20 protein-coding genes and 1 riboswitch are annotated in these 16,537 nt (G+C 56.9%); of the genes, 8 read left to right on the top strand and 12 right to left on the bottom strand.

What is annotated here, in order from left to right:
- Positions 1–50 precede the first annotated feature (50 nt).
- Positions 51–680 (bottom strand): LysE family translocator, encoded by a 630-nt coding sequence (locus PSES9_RS0109430; protein ID WP_010486335.1) that lies wholly within the window; start codon positions 678–680, stop codon positions 51–53.
- Positions 681–756: 76 nt separating this feature from the next.
- Between PSES9_RS0109430 and PSES9_RS0109425 the strand changes: the two genes are divergently transcribed.
- The 3 genes from PSES9_RS0109425 to PSES9_RS0109415 all read left to right on the top strand — a co-directional run bounded on the left by PSES9_RS0109425 (position 757) and on the right by PSES9_RS0109415 (position 3,713).
- Complete coding sequence (locus tag PSES9_RS0109425) at positions 757–1,722, top strand: 2-hydroxyacid dehydrogenase (protein WP_010486333.1); 966 nt, start codon at positions 757–759, stop codon at positions 1,720–1,722.
- 30 nt (positions 1,723–1,752) lie between these two features.
- Positions 1,753–2,751, top strand: a complete 999-nt coding sequence (locus PSES9_RS0109420) for a class I SAM-dependent methyltransferase (RefSeq protein ID WP_010486330.1) — start codon at positions 1,753–1,755, stop codon at positions 2,749–2,751.
- A gap of 166 nt (positions 2,752–2,917) precedes the next feature.
- Positions 2,918–3,114: riboswitch (yybP-ykoY riboswitch) on the top strand.
- A 14-nt stretch (positions 3,115–3,128) separates the two neighbouring features.
- Positions 3,129–3,713, top strand: a complete 585-nt coding sequence (locus tag PSES9_RS0109415) for a TMEM165/GDT1 family protein (RefSeq protein ID WP_010486328.1) — start codon at positions 3,129–3,131, stop codon at positions 3,711–3,713.
- Positions 3,714–3,786: 73 nt separating this feature from the next.
- Here PSES9_RS0109415 and PSES9_RS0109410 read toward each other — a convergent pair whose 3' ends face one another.
- The 5 genes from PSES9_RS0109410 to PSES9_RS0109390 form a co-directional block, all read right to left on the bottom strand.
- A complete protein-coding gene (locus PSES9_RS0109410; RefSeq protein ID WP_010486326.1) occupies positions 3,787–4,776 on the bottom strand; it encodes an NAD-dependent epimerase/dehydratase family protein in 990 nt (329 codons plus the stop codon).
- Positions 4,777–4,843: 67 nt separating this feature from the next.
- A complete protein-coding gene (locus PSES9_RS0109405; protein WP_010486324.1) occupies positions 4,844–5,659 on the bottom strand; it encodes a M48 family metallopeptidase in 816 nt (271 codons plus the stop codon).
- Positions 5,660–5,752: 93 nt separating this feature from the next.
- Positions 5,753–6,370 (bottom strand): SOS response-associated peptidase, encoded by a 618-nt coding sequence (locus PSES9_RS0109400; protein ID WP_010486322.1) that lies wholly within the window; start codon positions 6,368–6,370, stop codon positions 5,753–5,755.
- A gap of 67 nt (positions 6,371–6,437) precedes the next feature.
- The gene (locus tag PSES9_RS0109395) at positions 6,438–6,698 is read right to left on the bottom strand and encodes a putative signal transducing protein (RefSeq protein ID WP_010486321.1); all 261 of its coding nucleotides are present in this window, start codon (positions 6,696–6,698) and stop codon (positions 6,438–6,440) included.
- Complete coding sequence (locus PSES9_RS0109390; protein ID WP_010486319.1) at positions 6,698–6,880, bottom strand: CPXCG motif-containing cysteine-rich protein; 183 nt, start codon at positions 6,878–6,880, stop codon at positions 6,698–6,700. Before PSES9_RS0109390 ends, PSES9_RS0109395 begins: the two co-directional genes overlap by 1 nt.
- Positions 6,881–7,034: 154 nt before the next feature.
- Here PSES9_RS0109390 and PSES9_RS0109380 point away from each other — a divergent pair, with 154 nt between their 5' ends.
- Complete coding sequence (locus tag PSES9_RS0109380) at positions 7,035–8,198, top strand: 1-acyl-sn-glycerol-3-phosphate acyltransferase (RefSeq protein ID WP_029529462.1); 1,164 nt, start codon at positions 7,035–7,037, stop codon at positions 8,196–8,198.
- 161 nt (positions 8,199–8,359) lie between these two features.
- Here PSES9_RS0109380 and PSES9_RS0109375 read toward each other — a convergent pair whose 3' ends face one another.
- Positions 8,360–8,644, bottom strand: coding sequence for a hypothetical protein (locus PSES9_RS0109375; protein WP_010486316.1), 285 nt, complete (start codon positions 8,642–8,644; stop codon positions 8,360–8,362).
- Between the two features lie 380 nt (positions 8,645–9,024).
- Here PSES9_RS0109375 and PSES9_RS0109370 point away from each other — a divergent pair, with 380 nt between their 5' ends.
- Entirely contained in the window at positions 9,025–9,231 is a 207-nt protein-coding gene (locus PSES9_RS0109370) for a hypothetical protein (RefSeq protein ID WP_010486314.1), read from the top strand.
- Between the two features lie 98 nt (positions 9,232–9,329).
- Here PSES9_RS0109370 and PSES9_RS0109365 read toward each other — a convergent pair whose 3' ends face one another.
- Positions 9,330–9,914 carry a YajG family lipoprotein gene (locus PSES9_RS0109365; RefSeq protein WP_010486310.1) on the bottom strand — a complete coding sequence of 195 codons (585 nt, stop codon included), beginning with the start codon at positions 9,912–9,914 and terminating at the stop codon, positions 9,330–9,332.
- Positions 9,915–10,207: 293 nt separating this feature from the next.
- Between PSES9_RS0109365 and PSES9_RS0109360 the strand changes: the two genes are divergently transcribed.
- Together PSES9_RS0109360 and mqo are read left to right on the top strand one after the other, a co-directional pair.
- On the top strand, positions 10,208–10,441 hold the full coding sequence (locus tag PSES9_RS0109360) for a hypothetical protein (RefSeq protein WP_010486308.1): 234 nt from the start codon (positions 10,208–10,210) through the stop codon (positions 10,439–10,441).
- A 466-nt stretch (positions 10,442–10,907) separates the two neighbouring features.
- Complete coding sequence (gene mqo, locus PSES9_RS0109355) at positions 10,908–12,425, top strand: malate dehydrogenase (quinone) (RefSeq protein WP_010486306.1); 1,518 nt, start codon at positions 10,908–10,910, stop codon at positions 12,423–12,425.
- 148 nt (positions 12,426–12,573) lie between these two features.
- Here the strand turns inward: mqo and PSES9_RS0109350 are convergent, their stop codons facing one another.
- The 3 genes from PSES9_RS0109350 to PSES9_RS0109340 form a co-directional block, all read right to left on the bottom strand.
- Positions 12,574–12,930, bottom strand: a complete 357-nt coding sequence (locus tag PSES9_RS0109350; RefSeq protein WP_010486305.1) for a PilZ domain-containing protein — start codon at positions 12,928–12,930, stop codon at positions 12,574–12,576.
- Positions 12,931–13,057: 127 nt separating this feature from the next.
- Positions 13,058–13,411, bottom strand: a complete 354-nt coding sequence (locus tag PSES9_RS23275; RefSeq protein ID WP_010486303.1) for a DUF4124 domain-containing protein — start codon at positions 13,409–13,411, stop codon at positions 13,058–13,060.
- A gap of 59 nt (positions 13,412–13,470) precedes the next feature.
- Positions 13,471–13,845 (bottom strand): tetratricopeptide repeat protein, encoded by a 375-nt coding sequence (locus tag PSES9_RS0109340; protein WP_010486301.1) that lies wholly within the window; start codon positions 13,843–13,845, stop codon positions 13,471–13,473.
- 367 nt (positions 13,846–14,212) lie between these two features.
- Here PSES9_RS0109340 and pyk point away from each other — a divergent pair, with 367 nt between their 5' ends.
- The gene (pyk, locus tag PSES9_RS0109335; protein WP_010486300.1) at positions 14,213–15,664 is read left to right on the top strand and encodes a pyruvate kinase; all 1,452 of its coding nucleotides are present in this window, start codon (positions 14,213–14,215) and stop codon (positions 15,662–15,664) included.
- Between the two features lie 101 nt (positions 15,665–15,765).
- Here the strand turns inward: pyk and PSES9_RS0109330 are convergent, their stop codons facing one another.
- Positions 15,766–16,536, bottom strand: a complete 771-nt coding sequence (locus PSES9_RS0109330) for an enoyl-CoA hydratase (RefSeq protein ID WP_010486298.1) — start codon at positions 16,534–16,536, stop codon at positions 15,766–15,768.
- Position 16,537 lies beyond the last annotated feature (1 nt).

The raw sequence follows: 16,537 nt of genomic DNA, 5'->3' as shown, positions 1-16,537 counted from the left end.
ACAGGCCAATACGCCTGTGCAACCCGCCTCTCAAGTGGGCTGGCTAGCGCCTAGCGCAGCGAAGTAAACGCCAGCTTGATTCCCAGGCCCACCAGAACCACGCCCATCAGGCGGTCAAACCAGTGCCCCAATCGGGCGAAGCCAGCCCGCACACGCTGCTGGCTGAAAAGCATGGCCACCAAACAGAACCATAATGCAGTTGCAGCCGCCAGGTACACGCCGTAGCCAGCCTGCACCAGCAGCGGTGTATGCGGGTTGATCACGACGGTAAACAGCGACAGGAAGAACAAGGTGGCTTTCGGGTTGAGTCCGTTGGTCACAAACCCTGTTACGAAGGCGCCGCGCGCGCTGCGCTCACCAGCCGGTTTATCCAGATCGAGGCTCGCCGGATCTGCCGGTTTAGCACGCAGTGCCTTGATGCCGATATACAGCAGATAAGCTGCCGCCAGCCACTTCAAGGCGTTAAAGAGTACGATCGATTGCGATACGATCAGGCCAATGCCGAGCAACGAATAAGCTACGTGGACAAAAATACCAACGCCCACACCCAAGGCAGTGTAAATCCCTGCTCGCCGCCCAAAGCCAACGCTCTCGCGCACGACAATTGCAAAATCCGGCCCCGGGCTGGCAACGGCCAGTAGATGAATCAGTGCTACGGTAAAAAACTCGGCCCAATACATGGCAGTCTTAGTTCCCATGAGTCTGTTAATCTCGCAAGACTACGCCCTTTCTACCCGCCAGATAAAGGTACAGCTGATGAGCAACAGTCACCTCGCAGTATTTCTCGACCACAGTTCTCTTGACCTCGGCGACCTCGATATGGCGCCTTTGCAACAGGCCTTTGGCGAGATCCGCGTGCATGATCGCACTACGCCGCAACAGATCATTGAACGCTTGCAGGGTGCCCAGGTCGCCATCATCAACAAGACCGTCATCAACGCTGAAACATTGGCTGCCTGCCCTGACCTCAAGTTAATTCTGATCTCTGCCACCGGTACCAATAACGTCGACCTGAAGGCCGCGCGCGAGCACGGAGTCACCGTGTGCAACTGCCAAGGCTACGGCACGCCTTCAGTCGCGCAACACGCCCTGATGCTCTTACTGGCCATGGCGACTCGACTTCCCGACTATCAACGCGATGTTGCGGCAGGCCTGTGGCAGAAATCTTCACAGTTCTGCCTGCTGGACTATCCGATCGTCGAACTCGAAGGCAAGACCCTTGGCGTACTCGGCCACGGCGAACTGGGCGGTGCCGTGGCCAAACTGGCAGAGGCCTTTGGCATGCGTATTCTGATTGGGCAGATTCCTGGTCGCCCGGCCCGCCCTGATCGCCTGCCACTGGCCGAACTGCTGCCCCAGGTTGATGCGCTGACCCTGCACTGCCCGCTCAATGCCGATACTGAAAACATGCTCGGCGCCGAACAACTCAAATTGATGAAGCCAACCGCTTATATCATCAACACCGCACGTGGCGGCCTGATCAATGAACAAGCCCTGGCTGACACCTTGCGCAGCGGTCACCTGGGTGGCGCGGCCACCGATGTCCTGACCCAGGAGCCGCCCAGCGGCGATAACCCATTACTGGCAGGAGACATTCCACGCCTGATTATCACCCCGCACAGCGCCTGGGGTAGCAAAGAGGCACGCCAGCGTATCGTGGTACAGATGGCAGAAAATGCTCAGGCATTTTTCAGCGGTGCAGCGCGCCGCGTAGTCAGCTAAGCTGCGCGCCTTTTACACCGAGGAGCGACCATGGACCCGCGAAGTGAAGTATTGCTGCGACAGGCACAGTTGTTTGCTGGCCCACTGCTCTTGGCGGGACTGCCCAGCGATGACCTGCTCGGGCATTTACCCAATGCCCGGAGTTGGAGTTGGCACGCAGGTGACCATGGTTTGCTTGAATCACGTTTTGCCGGGCGCAATCACTTTGGTGTCACCCCTGCGCCAGTAGCAGCACCAGCAGCGGTGCTGTTCCTGCCCAAGTCCCGTGACCTGACCGAATACCTGCTCAGTGCCCTGGCGGCTCAACTGGCTGGCGGCGATTTATTTCTGGTCGGCGAAAAGCGTGCCGGCATTGAACGCGCAGCCAAGCAAATGGCGGCGTTCGGCAAACCACGAAAACTCGACAGCGCGCGTCATTGCCAGCTCTGGCAAGTCCGAGTCGATAACGTGCCACCCGCCCCCGACCTGGAGGCACTGGCGCAGTACTACAGCCTGCAACTGGCAGATGGCCCATTAACAGTCGCCAGCTTGCCCGGCGTGTTCAGCCACGGCCGCCTGGATGTGGGCAGCCAGTTGCTACTCCAACACCTGGATGGCCTGCAACCGGGGCATATGCTCGATTTTGGCTGTGGCGCCGGGGTACTCGGCTCAGCCCTGAAACGCCGTTATCCAGACAGCCGGATCAGCATGCTGGATGTCGATGCCTTTGCCGTTGCCAGTAGCCGCCTGACCCTGGCGCACAACAACCTGGAGGCCGAGGTTATTTGCGGCGACGGAATCGATGCCGCCCCCTTTGGGTTGAGCACCATCCTCAGTAATCCGCCGTTTCACCAAGGTGTGCACACCCATTACCAGGCCAGTGAAAACCTGCTGCGCCAGGCTGCCAGACACCTTGACGCCAATGGTCAGCTACGCCTGGTCGCGAACAGTTTCCTGAAGTACCCACCCCTGATCGAACAACACCTGGGCGCTTGCACAATCCTGGATGAAGCCAAGGGGTTTCGTATCTACGACGCACGAAAAAAATGACGCGCGGCCTCCCCGAGGCCCATCCATTGCCAGTTGTGAATCGGCTTTACGAGCGACAGAAACAGCTCCGCTAAAGTCGGGCACGCCAAACCGATAGGTCCCATAAGCGTCTTTAGCAGTGCTTCGGCAGGCGCCGTTGTTTTTCACATCCTTCTCTGGCAGAATCCCCGCCGTCCTAGGGGAGTAGTCTCCCGCAAGCCCTGCCCAGCAGCGCGTTTGCCCGGCGCTCGTCAACATACTTGGCCAACAGGCCATGGCGAGTGCGACCCAGGCCCAAGCGGCCAGCGGTTTGACAAGACCTATGACACGCACACCTTACCCGGGGCGGGGAGGTCGTACGTGTCATAGCCGTTTTGACCCGCCCCTTAGGAAGCTTGATGCTTGAATCCCTAACCGTCCCTACCCTGATCGTCGCCCTGGCTGAAATCGGCGATAAGACACAACTGCTCGCGCTATTGCTGGCGGCACGTTTTCGTAAACCCTGGCCAATTATCGCAGGCATCATAGTCGCCACCCTGGCCAATCACTTTGTCGCCGGAGCCGTAGGCAACTGGGTAGCCGGGCTTTTCTCCCCCGCGACGCTCAGTTGGGTGCTTGCCGTCTCGTTTATCGCCGTACCCTTGTGGACCCTGGTGCCGGACAAGGTCGATGACGACGAAGCCTCTAGCCTCAAGCGCTATGGTCCTTTCCTGACGACTCTGATCGCTTTTTTCCTGGCCGAAATGGGTGACAAGACCCAAGTCGCGACCGTGATGCTGGCAGCGCAGTACCCTCATTTGACCCTGGTGGTGATCGGCACCACATTGGGCATGTTGGTAGCTAACGTACCCGTGGTATTGGTGGGTAACTTTGCTGCTGAACGCCTGCCTCTGACTTTGATTCGTCGCCTGGCGGCAAGCGCCTTTGCGGTTCTGGCGCTGTACGCGGCCTACCAGGCACTGAAACTCAGCGGCTATCTATAATCGCACCTTGGGCAATAGATCCGGGTGGTGCTGCTACCGAAGACAGCCAGCCGCACCACCTGAACCAGCGCAGTTATTTATCGATATAGCCATTGTCTCGAAACCACTGGATAGCGCGCAGCAACGTCTTATCCAGTGACTGCTCGGCGACAAAACCCAGCTCTTCACGGGCCTTGGTGCCATCGAGAAACTGTCCCCCAGCCATCACCGCGATTGTGGTGTCATTGAGTAACGGCAGCCTACCCGTCAGCCGATATCCAACACGCCCCAAGGCAGCAATAACCCGCACAACTCTCAACGACACAGGCTTGGGTTCCGGTACGCCCAATTGCCGGGCAATTTTCGCGCTAAGCTCGGACAGCATGATGTTTTCGCCGGTCAACAGATAACGCTCGCCAAAGCGCCCCTTCTCCAGCGCCAGCAAAAGCCCGCGCCCAGCCTCGGCCGCATCGATCACATTGCGCGCACCTTGCACATAGCGCGTCATTTGCCCCTTGGCGATGGCGGTGATCATGCGGCCCGTGCTTGGACCATAATCGTATTCGCCCAAGGTCATGGCCGGAATCGCCGTTATCACCGGCAGTCCGCTGCGAGCCTGCTCACGGGCTTGTTCATCAAGCGCCCATTTACTCAGTAGATAGCCGTTGCGCCAGCTCGGCATGGATGAGTAGAACAAGCCCTCATGTCCAGGCTCACCCTGAGGATGACGCGGCAAGGCGATTGCCGCGCCCGTGTAGACAATACGTGGCACCTCGGCAGCCAGGCACGCCGCATAGAAGTGACTGTTGAGGTCGAGTGCGCTCGATACGTCGTCCTGCCAGCGCCTGGGCCGAGTCGGATAATAGCCCGCACTAAAGATGACGCCGTCAATGCCCCTTAACGCCTGAGCCAGTGCCTCATGATCAAACAGATCGGCAACTCGATATTCGGGGTTCAGATAGGCAAGTCGCTCGATACGTGATGACGGCCGATGAATCAGCACCAACTCATGCCCAGCCGCACGAATGGCTCGTGCGGCGTGGTGGCCCAGTAAACCGGTAGAGCCAATGACTGCGTACTTCACAACATCACCTTCGCCGATAGAAAGCCCTGAGAAGCTAAGCGCTCGCAGGGCAATTTACCTCACAGGGTTAGTGCTTGGTCTGCTGATACAGCGGCATAACCTTCGGAATAGCTGCCTTCAGCGAGGCAATACGGCTATCTGATGAAGGGTGAGTACTCATGAACTCCGGTGGCGCGCCCTCACTGGCCTTGGCCATCTTGTTCCACAGGCTGACGGCTGCGTTCGGGTCGTAACCGGCCCGCGCGGCCAGTTCCAGACCAATCAAGTCCGCTTCGTTTTCATTTGAACGGCTATTGGGCAGCGTCATGCCATATTGCACGGCGTAGTCGGTAAGCCCCATGACATCCTGGCTCAGCCCCAGTAATGCACCTGCCCCCTGCTTGGCGATCTCTATGCCGTAGGCCTTGGACATGGCTTCACGCCCGTGCTCACGCAGGGCATGGGCAATTTCATGGCCCATGACAGCAGCAATTTCGTCGTCGCTCAGTTTTAATGTTTCGATCAGGCCACTGTAGAAAATAATCTTGCCGCCTGGGCCGCAATTCGCGTTCAGTTCTGGGCTATCGATCAAGTTGACTTCCCATTGCCACTGCGCAGAGTCAGGGCGAAAGTTCGGCGCTTGCTTGATCAAACGATTGGCGATGGCTTGCAAGCGCTTGGCATCGGCAGTGTTCTTTTCCAGCTTGCCCTTGCTTGAAGCTGCAGTCACTGTCTCTTTATAGGTCTGTGCGTAAGACTGATTGACTTCCTCGCTCGAGAGCATGCTGAACATGTACTGCTTGCGATCGACGCCCACGGCACCACCGCTGGTGGTGTTCACAGCTTGGCATCCTGCCAGCAGCAGGGCCGCAGCGAGCGCCGTTACGGACAACGACTTCTTCATCCTGAATCTCCTTTGAGTAGGGCCGATATGCTAGGCCGCACCGCGCCGCCGAGCAACTGTAAAAACATCAGGCAGGCAGCGGTTGCAGCGCAATTACGCCGGGGTCAGGCATTCGGGGGCATCGAGCTTTGGATCATTGACCAGATTCGCCAGGACCCGCTCACGCAATTGCGGTTGCGGGCTGTTGAGTATGTCCAACAGCACATCCAGGGGCGTCTGTTCATCAAGCCAGAGTTGCTGCTGGGCCTCATTCAAAATCAGTGGTCGACGCTGGTTGGCCGCAGCCTGGGTAATCACAGCAGCGCTTAGATAAACTGCCCCATCAACTGGATACGCCTCCCAAAGTGCAGCGAAATACAAGGTCGGCGCATCACCCGCCAGCCAGTATGGACGCTTGCGAGTGTTACCACGCCATTCGTAAAACCCATTGGCGGGCAGCAATCCTCGACGTTGACGAAATGCATCACGAAACATTGGCTGGTCGGCGACGGTTTCGGCACGCGCCTGGGCAGGCGTTTTACTGAGATCGGTCAACCAGGCTGGGGTCAGGCCCCAACGCACGCGACTAAGCCTTGACTCGCCGGCTTCACGGTGCAGCAAAAGCACTTGGGAGTTGGGCGAAATACTCCAATGTGGTTGTTGGTCCGATGGAAAACCGGGCAACCCGGAAAACGCCGGCGACCAACGGAAAAAGGCATAACGTCCACACATGGTTTGACTCAATTGAACAGCAGGGCATGCAATGCTGCGCATGGCATGCCGGGTTTGACGAGCTTCTCTAACAGACCAGTTCGCCCAGATAACTCTCGGGCTCATCACCCGGTAGCGGTTGTGCGCCATTGTACGCAGTGATCAGCTCGCGTGCCTTCCCGGCTTGCCGGTCATTGACCATCAGCCCGAGCAAACCGCTGGCTGGCAACTCGCCAACAGCCCCGGCCAGGTGTTGCCCTGAAATAAAGGCTTCGATCCCTTCGCTGGCGAGCATGCCGAGCAACAGCTCAGCCTCGATCAGGTCCTGCGGTTCATAGATCCGTTGCATCAGTCATTCTCCCCTCTGACATCCAATGTCCAGTCCTCGCCATTAGTCGAGAGGTCAAAGACAATCGGCCGACAACACACTTCGCAGTCTTCAATATACTGTTGATCCCCCGCGGACAGGTCGAGCAAGGCCTCAACGGTCTCACCGCAATACGGGCATTGATACATCTGACTTTCGAGCATCTAAGCCTCCTTGTGACTTGAGCGTATAATGGCGGGTCTATTGCAAGCCCATGCACTTACTGTTGATATGCGCCTCGATGCAGATTCGCAGTACTTGCAGGACCTTTACTTCAAAGCCTGGCAGCAGGTTGCCAGCTAATCACATGAGATCATGATGGGCGAATTCGATTCCATACGGCCCTACGCCGACGCAGAAGTTCCCGCCGTTCTGGCGCGCTTGCTTGCGGACGACGTATTTCTCGGCATCCTCACCCAGTTCCGTTTCCCGCGCTTGGCCAAGTCATTCGGTTGGTTGCTTAAACCACTTATAGCCTATCGGCTGCGCAAAGAGTTTATTGGCGTCAATTCTGTCTCTGCGCTGCAGGACAAAGTTGAGCCCTATGTCGACCGCTCGATTGAAGATGCCACCGACGGCGTCACCTATTCAGGTGTTGAAGGGCTCAAGCGCGGCAGTGCCTATTTACTGCTTGCCAACCACCGCGACATCGTCATGGACCCGGCGTTCGTCAACTACGCCGTATACCACGCAGGCCTACCGACACCACGAATCGCGATTGGCGACAACCTGCTGCAAAAGCCTTTCGTCAGCGACCTGATGCGCCTTAATAAGAGTTTTATCGTGCACCGCACGATCAGTGGCCGCCGCGAGAAAATGGCAGCCTACCAATTGCTCTCGGCCTATATCAGCCACTCGATTGTCAATGACTGCGAATCGATCTGGATCGCCCAGGCCGAAGGCCGTGCCAAGGACGGTGACGACAGAACTGACTCGGCAATCCTCAAGATGTTTCATATGAGTCGCAAAACCGAGCCGTTCGGTGACGTGATCCGCTCACTGAAGCTGACCCCGGTGTCGATCAGCTATGAATACGATCCCTGCGATCTGGCGAAAGCACGCGAGCTGTATATCCGCGCAACCACCGGCAGCTATGAAAAGGCCGCGGGCGAAGATGACCTGAGCATCGCACTGGGCATCACAGGCTACAAAGGTCGCGTGCATATCCACTTTGGCAAGCCGATAGAAGACGAGTGCGAAGACAGCAAGCAACTGGCGCTAAAAATGGATCAATGCATCCTCGGCGACTACCGCTTGTTCCCGGTCCACTACCTGGCTTACGAAATGTGGGCCCAACGTGACCCACAACTAGAGGTGCCGACAGCTGCTGAACTGTTCGGCAAGGACGAGCTTGATACTGCCAAAGAGCAGTGGCAAAAGCGCTTGGCCGCTTGCCCGGCTGAACAGCAGCCGTACCTGATCCTGCAATACGCCAACCCGGTACGCAACCAATACCGGGTCAAGGCGGGGCTGGCCTTATAAGCCAGTGCGCTTAATCAAAAAAGGCAGCCTGATGGCTGCCTTTTTTGACTCTGGAAACACCAAAGGAGCCCCTTGAATAGCGAGCTCGCGAAAACCGGACAAGGCACGACAAGCAACGGGATGGATCAACATTGGCCCGCGCGGTTGTTTTCAGAGATGTCCTAAAATCGTGTGCTCAACTCGGACAAAAGCAAGCCGAGCACCAGCGCCGCACTGGCGAAGCTGTAAAAAAACGGATTCAAACGCTGGGTCGGCAGCTCAATCATTGCCGCACCATCAGCTTGCTCCTCTGCATCGCAGCCGGCCATACGCGCCAACGCACGCTGCTCACGGAAACGGGTCATCAGTAGCAACGCAGCGCCAGCCAGGGCAAAGAACAACGCCAAGCTATTAAGCGTTCGCCCTGGATATGCCAAAAACAACGACCATAACGCCTGCAAGAACATCCACATCTCCACATCTAAGTTGGTGCAACTTGCAATCGCCTGCACCAGCAAGGGGACAAATCACCCCGAAACTGCCGAAAAAGCCTGGACCAGGTCACGCCATTTACGCTTGAGACCATTGGATCGAACTGCCTGCAGCCCTGTTTCAGCGGGGCTTGAACATCGGCATCAAAGCCCTCGACGCCCTGAAAGGCCCGCAATAAAGCGCTGCAGTTTACGCGAACCCGTCGCTTAGATGATTCACTTCCGACGAATGAAAATTTCAGATCAAAGCTGTCTGAAAATCGTCATATAACTGGCCTAATGTTTGAATCCTCCATGCTACGCACTCACGCAATACTGCGCGGCGCGCCTCCTAGGTTAGAGAAGAGGAAACTGTCATGCTCAACCCACAACCTGTTGACCACGATTACATGATCGAATCGCTGGACGAAGTGGACGATGTGATCGACGAGCTTTCTTTCAACGTCCAGGACAATCACTGGCTGGTGTACTGCTCAATGGGCGGTCATGAACATTACGACCTGCCCGATATCGACATGCACACAGGCTTCAGCCTGCCCGAACTCTATGACGACGCCGCATGAAAACGGTTAAACACCCAGCAAAAAGCCCGCGAATGCGGGCTTTTTGCTGTTACTCGACCAAGAACCTCTAGCACAACGATTTGCAGAGGTTTCCATGCTTACTGAGCCAGGATCTGGCCAATAGTCGGATCTTTGAAACTGCGCGTCAGCGCATCGCTCAGTACATCGCTGACCAACTTGGTGTTGGTTTCCTGATTCGGCGCAGTTCCGGAACGCTGGTTCAGCGAAGCGCCGTAACGCCCGGTGTAGCGACGGGTGCTGTTCTGCACTTCAGCACGAATGGTTGCGCTGATGTCAGACTCATTGACGAACATGTTGTCCTTGGGCGACTGGAACTTCAGATCAGCCAAGGTCAGGGTCAGGGTCGGTGCATTGACGGCATTGGCCGTCGGTGTGAAGCCAAGCAGGCGCACGGCGGCCTCAGCCTGGGCTTGGAGCTTGGGAACTATGCTGTTGGACGAAACGGAAATCGAACTGGTTTCCGGGTACAAGCCACCACGCGTACCCAGCACCGGGGACGGCCGACCATCAACCACACGGACCACAACCGGCTGGCCGCGACCAACGGCTGTCAGCGGGCCGGTCAGCTTAGGATCGGGATTAAGTTGTTGAGGGCTGAGTGCGCAGCCAGCCAATGTCAGGCTCGCTACAGCTAACAGACCAATAAACAGGCGGTGCAGCATGCTCGTTTCTCCCTAATTTGAGACGCAAAAAGTTGCCGGCAGTATACCCAGCCAGCGGGTGGGCTAACAGCGTCAAGCACTAAGACTGCAAAAGGCCACCACCGGTTCCTGTAATCGCCTTGTAATGCGCTTGTGGGATAAAACCTTCAAGGTCTTCAGAAGGCGCAACAAGCGCCACTGGTACAAGCCTCTACGACCACCATCCACGGTCGCCTGGCATGAACTGTCCCAGTGATAGCCACAACAGCAGTTTTCCGAGGAACCTTAGTCTTTGTGAAAGCGAGGTATTAGCCATGTCATTATTGCGTTCGCTGTTCGCACCACACCGCCCAGTCCGTACCTTTGCGCTGCTCGATAGCTATGGCCTGTGCCGAGCCTTCAGGCAGTCAACCCAGGCCCCGTCTGGCGTTGGCTGGGTTGAGATTGCCGAGCTACACCTCAACTGGCTCAATCAACCATTGCCGCCATACGCCAGAATCGCACCGGTCGTCACATACTCAAATCGCAAAAAACCGTTGGCTGCCTGACCGGCGGAAGAATAAAAGTCACACGAGACGATCAATTTTTCCGCTTTCGCCTTATAATCGCGCCCCGATTATAAGGACGCCTCCTGATCGGCCTCGCCGTCCCGCTGATGCACAAGCCATCGGCAATGCCCCAGAGAGTCGCCCACTTCGCACCCTGCTTTGGCTGCAATCAATTGCTTGGTCGTGCAACAATGCTGGCATCTTGTGCCGCATCGGTTGAGCCAACGGCTGACATATGCCGAACAGCGGCGCGAACTTTTGAGGTTCACGACTCCAAAAGAGCGTGAAAAAAACGGTTTTAACAACTTCACAAGAGTGTGGCGAGAATATGAACAGCATTGCGTATGGTAAACGCTCTGTTATCACTCAACCCCAAGCCAGCGGAGACCTCGGCTACAGCTGACCTGCGAAGTTTCACGCGAAGGCTATAAGCCGAGATTTGGGTGCTGATTTTGGAGAAGTGGTAATGGCGCAAAACGATTACGAAGCAGTAGATATGGTGCTTGTCGGTGCCGGTATCATGAGTGCGACCTTGGCCGTGCTTTTGAAAGAACTCGACCCGAGCATCAAGCTTGAAATTGTTGAACTGATGGACTCCGGAGCCGTTGAAAGCTCCAATCCCTGGAACAACGCAGGCACCGGCCACGCTGGGCTGTGTGAACTGAACTACACGCCTGAGGCGGCGGATGGTTCGATCGACATCAAAAAATCGGTCACCATCAATACTCAATTCGAGGAATCCAAGCAATTCTGGGCCTACCTGCTTGAGCAAGGCAGCCTTGGCTCTCCGAAAAGCTTTATCAATCCGGTGCCGCACTTGAGTTTCGTGCGCGGCGAGAAGGGTATTGCATTTCTCAAGACCCGCTTCGAAGCGTTGAGCAAGCATCACGCCTTCGAGCAGATGGAATACACCGAAGATCGCGAAACCATGGCACAGTGGATGCCGCTGATGATGCCTGGCCGCGACCCGAACGAGCGCAATGCAGCCACCCGTGTGATGGCCGGTACCGACGTCAACTTCGGGGCTTTGACCAAGCATCTGCTCGACCACCTGAGCAAGCAGCCTGATGCGCTGATCAAGTGCAACCAGAAAGTCACCGGGCTTGAGCGTAGCGGTGATGGCTGGCGCGTAACCATCAAGCACACCAAAGATGGCAGCACCCGCCAGCTACAGAGCAAGTTCGTCTTCCTGGGCGCAGGCGGCGCGGCTCTGCCATTGCTGCAGAAATCAGGCATTCCTGAAGGTGAAGGCTTTGGCGGTTTCCCGGTCAGCGGCCAATGGCTGCGCTGCGACAACCCTGAAGTGGTCAAGCACCATCAAGCCAAGGTCTACAGCCAGGCAGCGGTTGGCTCCCCGCCAATGTCAGTGCCTCACCTGGACACCCGCGTTGTCGATGGCAAGAAATCCCTGCTGTTCGGACCCTACGCAGGTTTCTCGACCAAATTCCTGCGTCATGGCTCGTTGATGGACCTGCCGCTGTCGGTACGGCCAAACAACATCGGTCCGATGCTCGCCGTTGCCCGCGATAACTTCGACCTGACCCGCTACCTGATCAAGGAAGTGCTGCAGTCGGAAGAGAAACGCATTGAAACCCTGCGCGGCTTCTACCCTGAACTGAACCCGGCTGACTGGCGCCTCGAAGTTGCCGGCCAGCGTGTGCAGATCATCAAGAAAGACCCCAAGCGTGGCGGTATCCTGCAATTTGGTACTGAACTCGTGGCTGCGGCTGATGGCTCTCTGGCGGCCCTTCTGGGTGCCTCTCCAGGCGCATCGGTGACGGTTTCGATCATGCTTGATCTCATCCGTCGCTGTTTCCCTGAGCAGGCCAAGTCCGAGCAGTGGAGCAACAAGCTCAACACCATCTTCCCGGCAATGAGTGATGTGCTGGCGACAGATGCCGAGCGCTACCGCGAGGTCCAGGCGCGCTGCGACCGACTTCTGCAACTCACCGAGCCAGAAATGGCCCAGGCCGAGTTAAGCTAACTGCATCAAGGCCGCCGGCAACGGCGGTACGCGTCATCCTGACACCCTGCAGGCTATGCTTGCAGGGTGTTTTCAGTTTGGCGAACTGCGAGCCACCCTTAGCTGTGTGCAAGGCTCAACGCAGTTGTGTGGCTTGTGTGATAGTGATTCAGGCAGACGCCGAAAGCGGGTGAAAGCTGAAGTAGACGCGAAGTGCTTCAACCATCTCGATGTACTCGGTGGGTGGTGCAACCAGGGAAAACCCCGAGTCATAGCAACCTGGCGTCACATCCTCGCGGGACCATTGGCAGGTCGCAGTAAAGTCGATAAAGCATTGTGCCGACTGGCCCGGAATCTTGATCCGCATGTCAAAGCGACCACCCACCAGCATCGGTAGTTGACTGACCAGTAACATGCCGTCAACTGATACGTTGCCTATATACCCCATAGGTTTATCAGTGACGCGATTGTATACCTTCAAGTAGTAAGGTAGTTGGTGGCGCTCAATGTGTCGCTGCATTGGCATGATGGCATATCGCTATTTTTGTCAGTTAGTATGGCTGCACTTGGGTATTTAGACCAGCTCATTGACAATCACTGGCTATCTGTTTGCGCAATTTTGCGCGCGCCTTATCCAGTTGCTCATCACTGTATTACTTTCGCTCGCCATTAGCCTCAACCCGGTAATAACGACGACCTTCCGGCATTTGCGCCAGGTTATTGCGTAACGCCTGGCATTTCGCAGCCCGCTCATTGCGCCGTTGGGCAGAAGCCGCGTTTGCCTCGGCCTGTTCCTGGCGGCGCGCATCATAAAATCGCTCAGAGCGCTGCTCACTGTTGCGGGTGGCCTGGTCACGCTCGATGACCTGCGGCTTTACCTCGACAACCTCGGCGCCCTGCCCGACTGGCCTCTGGTCAAAATGCACCTGGCCATTAGCGTCGGTCCATCGATAAATCTCTGCAGTTGCCAATCCCGGCAACAGCAACAGCCATACAAACAACCGCATACATTCCTCACCGCAGCAAATTGAGAACCTTGCCAACCGAGCGCATGCGGCTCCCTTCACTAGAGCGAAGTACCAGTTGTTTTCAGCCTGGCCGGCGTGACTTTATGCCCCAGCTCACTCAGCGTTTGCAACCGGGCTTGCGCACGATATGCATACTCGCTAGCCGGATAGCGACTGATTATGAATTGATAGGTCTGCGCGGCATCGACAAACAGGTTCTGACGCTCGAGACACTGCCCTCGCAGCAATGAGATCTCCGGCTGTATATAGCGCCTGGAACGGCTATACCGCTCCGCCTGGGACAATTCCAGCATCACCGCCTCACAATTGCCTTTGTCATAGGCCTGATAGGCACTGTTCAGATGGCGATCAAGCGCCCAGCGCGTACAGCCCGACACGGCGATCAGCAGTGCGATCAACAATAGGGTTCGCATATATTCTCTCCTTCAATGAAGAGGCTATCGGCACGCTCGCAAAAAGCTTCAGCACAAAGCGCTGACGAACATTAGCTGCAACCTAAAAGGCCTAAACTCTTACCGCGAGAACCCTTGCCTTGGCTGGAAATAGGCAAGGTAGCACTGGCGGTATTGGGTGCTACCAAGCTTTACCCCGTCATGGCGGGCAATAACATGCCCGGTTTGCATTCGTGTAACCAAGGCAATCTGTAAAAAGGCTAGCGCAGTAGTTCTTCCGTGGTTTCCAGGCCGCGACGGATTAAATAAGCCGGTAGTGCAGATGAACAATGACTACAGCCTTACAGCGTAGTAGCCTCCCAGCCAGCTTCAACTAAGGAGTCTGTGCATGACCTTTCGTCGTACCAAAATCGTTGCCACACTTGGCCCGTCCAGCAACTCGCCCGAGGTGCTTGAACAACTGATTCTCGCTGGCCTTGATGTCGCTCGCCTGAACTTCTCCCACGGAACACCCGACGAGCATAAAGCACGGGCCAAACTGGTTCGTGACCTGGCAGCCAAGCATGGCCGCCACGTAGCACTGCTCGGAGACTTGCAAGGCCCTAAGATTCGTATCGCTAAATTTACCAACAAGCGTATCGAGCTTGCGGTTGGCGACACCTTCACCTTCTCAACCAGCCACCCGCTGACAGAAGGTACGCAACAAATCGTGGGAATCGACTACCCGGACCTGGTGAAAGACTGCGGCGTGGGTGACGAGTTGCTGCTCGACGACGGCCGCGTGGTCATGCGCGTTGAGTCCGCCACGGGTGATGCCCTGCATTGCTCGGTACTGATTGGCGGCCCGCTCTCGGACCACAAGGGTATCAACCGTCGCGGTGGCGGCCTGACCGCACCAGCGCTGACCGAAAAAGACAAGGCAGACATCAAGCTCGCCGCAGAAATGGACCTGGACTACCTTGCAGTCTCGTTCCCGCGCGATGCCTCTGATATGGAATACGCACGCCAACTGCGCGATGAGTCGGGCGGTACTGCCTGGCTGGTCGCCAAGATTGAACGTGCCGAAGCGGTTGCCGACGACGAAACCCTCGATGGCCTGATCCGCGCCAGCGATGCCGTGATGGTTGCCCGTGGCGACCTGGGCGTTGAAATTGGTGACGCTGAGCTGGTCGGCATTCAAAAGAAAATCATCCAGCATGCGCGAACGCACAACAAGGCTGTAATCACTGCCACGCAGATGATGGAGTCGATGATTCAAAACCCGATGCCAACTCGCGCCGAGGTTTCCGACGTTGCCAACGCCGTGCTCGACTACACCGACGCCGTCATGCTTTCGGCAGAAAGCGCCGCTGGCGCCTACCCGCTCGAAGCGGTACAGGCGATGGCCCGTATTTGTGCCGGTGCCGAGAAACACCCAACCAGCAAGACCTCAAAACACCGCATGGGCGAGCGTTTCCAGCGCTGTGACGAGAGCATTGCACTGGCGGCGATGTACACCGCCAACCACTTCCCGGGCGTTAAAGCGATTATTGCCCTGACCGAAAGCGGCTACACGCCACTGATCATGTCGCGGATTCGCTCCTCGGTGCCTATCTATGCATTCTCACCGCACCGTGGCACACAGGCACGCGCAGCCATGTTCCGCGGCGTTTACCCAGTGCCCTTCGACCCAGCTGAACTGCCCCCCGAGCAAGTCAGCCAGGCCGCGGTGGACGAACTGCTCAAGCGCGGCGTTGTTGAGCCAGGCGGCTGGTTCATCCTGACCAAGGGCGACAGCTACCACACCATCGGTGGCACCAACGGCATGAAGATCCTGCATGTCGGCGAGGCATTGATCTAAGCCTCGCAAAGCTCGCCCGGTGCATGCATCGGGCGAGCTTTGCATTCTGGGCGTGATCCTGTGTTGCCGCGCCTGGTCACTCAAAGGTGCAACAGGTGCGCCTACAAATTAGAAAAGTCAGGCTTACGCCGCTGCATAAAGGCGGTCATGGCTTCGCGTGCTTCCGGCGAGTGCAGGCGCTGGCTGAACAACTCACCTTCCTCGACAATCACCTTGCGCAATTGCTCGCGATTGGGCGCTCGCATCAATCGTTTACTGTCCGCCAGTGCCGTAGGCGGTAGCGAGCTAAAACGCTGGGCCATATCAAAGGCCTTGGCGGTTGTCGCCGCGCCATCATGTAGCGCTTGATTGGCAATGCCCCAGGCAGCCGCCTGCTCGCCGCTGAACGCGCTGCCCAACAGCAATAGCTCGGTAGCTTTTGCCTGACCGACCAACTGCGGCAGAATCATGCTGGAACCGTACTCAGGACAAAGCCCCAGGCTCACGAATGGCATCTTCAGGGTCGCATCGCGGCTGGCATAAACCAAGTCACAATGCAGGAGCAGGGTCGTCCCGATACCCACGGCTGGGCCACAAACAGCCGCGACTACAGGTTTGGTGAAGTCAAACAGGGCTTGCATAAACATGAACACTTCACTGTTCAGTCCATTCGGCGGAGCCTGTAGAAAGTCGGCAACGTCATTGCCGCTGGTGAAGCAGTCATGCCCGCCAGTGATCAATACACTGCGAACGCTGGCATCCTGATCGGCCCGGGTCAGCACCTCGGCCATGGTTTTGTACATCGCCCGGGTCAGCGCATTCTTTTTCTCCGGGCGATTCATACGCACAATCATCACCGCGCCTTCACGCTCAGTCAGTATGTGCTCACTCATG

It is taken from the genome of Pseudomonas sp. S9 (assembly GCF_000222125.1).
In the GTDB taxonomy this organism is placed as follows: domain Bacteria; phylum Pseudomonadota; class Gammaproteobacteria; order Pseudomonadales; family Pseudomonadaceae; genus Aquipseudomonas; species Aquipseudomonas segetis.
The sequence above is the reverse complement of the archived record's forward strand: the minus strand, read 5'-3'. Positions and strand labels throughout refer to the sequence as shown.

Bases quoted from the DNA above. Each gene is read 5' to 3' on its own strand.
- PSES9_RS0109400 (WP_010486322.1), bottom strand. From the start codon at position 6,370: ATGTGTGGACGTTATGCCTTTTTCCGTTGGTCGCCGGCGTTTTCCGGG.
- PSES9_RS23275 (WP_010486303.1), bottom strand. From the start codon at position 13,411: ATGCGGTTGTTTGTATGGCTGTTGCTGTTGCCGGGATTGGCAACTGCA.
- PSES9_RS0109390 (WP_010486319.1), bottom strand. From the start codon at position 6,880: ATGCTCGAAAGTCAGATGTATCAATGCCCGTATTGCGGTGAGACCGTT.
- PSES9_RS0109380 (WP_029529462.1), top strand. From the start codon at position 7,035: ATGGGCGAATTCGATTCCATACGGCCCTACGCCGACGCAGAAGTTCCC.
- PSES9_RS0109405 (WP_010486324.1), bottom strand. From the start codon at position 5,659: ATGAAGAAGTCGTTGTCCGTAACGGCGCTCGCTGCGGCCCTGCTGCTG.
- pyk (WP_010486300.1), top strand. From the start codon at position 14,213: ATGACCTTTCGTCGTACCAAAATCGTTGCCACACTTGGCCCGTCCAGC.
- PSES9_RS0109430 (WP_010486335.1), bottom strand. From the start codon at position 680: ATGTATTGGGCCGAGTTTTTTACCGTAGCACTGATTCATCTACTGGCC.
- PSES9_RS0109330 (WP_010486298.1), bottom strand. From the start codon at position 16,536: ATGAGTGAGCACATACTGACTGAGCGTGAAGGCGCGGTGATGATTGTG.
- PSES9_RS0109350 (WP_010486305.1), bottom strand. From the start codon at position 12,930: ATGCCAATGCAGCGACACATTGAGCGCCACCAACTACCTTACTACTTG.
- PSES9_RS0109415 (WP_010486328.1), top strand. From the start codon at position 3,129: ATGCTTGAATCCCTAACCGTCCCTACCCTGATCGTCGCCCTGGCTGAA.
- PSES9_RS0109360 (WP_010486308.1), top strand. From the start codon at position 10,208: ATGTCATTATTGCGTTCGCTGTTCGCACCACACCGCCCAGTCCGTACC.
- PSES9_RS0109375 (WP_010486316.1), bottom strand. From the start codon at position 8,644: ATGTTCTTGCAGGCGTTATGGTCGTTGTTTTTGGCATATCCAGGGCGA.
- PSES9_RS0109370 (WP_010486314.1), top strand. From the start codon at position 9,025: ATGCTCAACCCACAACCTGTTGACCACGATTACATGATCGAATCGCTG.
- PSES9_RS0109395 (WP_010486321.1), bottom strand. From the start codon at position 6,698: ATGCAACGGATCTATGAACCGCAGGACCTGATCGAGGCTGAGCTGTTG.
- mqo (WP_010486306.1), top strand. From the start codon at position 10,908: ATGGCGCAAAACGATTACGAAGCAGTAGATATGGTGCTTGTCGGTGCC.
- PSES9_RS0109425 (WP_010486333.1), top strand. From the start codon at position 757: ATGAGCAACAGTCACCTCGCAGTATTTCTCGACCACAGTTCTCTTGAC.
- PSES9_RS0109420 (WP_010486330.1), top strand. From the start codon at position 1,753: ATGGACCCGCGAAGTGAAGTATTGCTGCGACAGGCACAGTTGTTTGCT.
- PSES9_RS0109365 (WP_010486310.1), bottom strand. From the start codon at position 9,914: ATGCTGCACCGCCTGTTTATTGGTCTGTTAGCTGTAGCGAGCCTGACA.
- PSES9_RS0109340 (WP_010486301.1), bottom strand. From the start codon at position 13,845: ATGCGAACCCTATTGTTGATCGCACTGCTGATCGCCGTGTCGGGCTGT.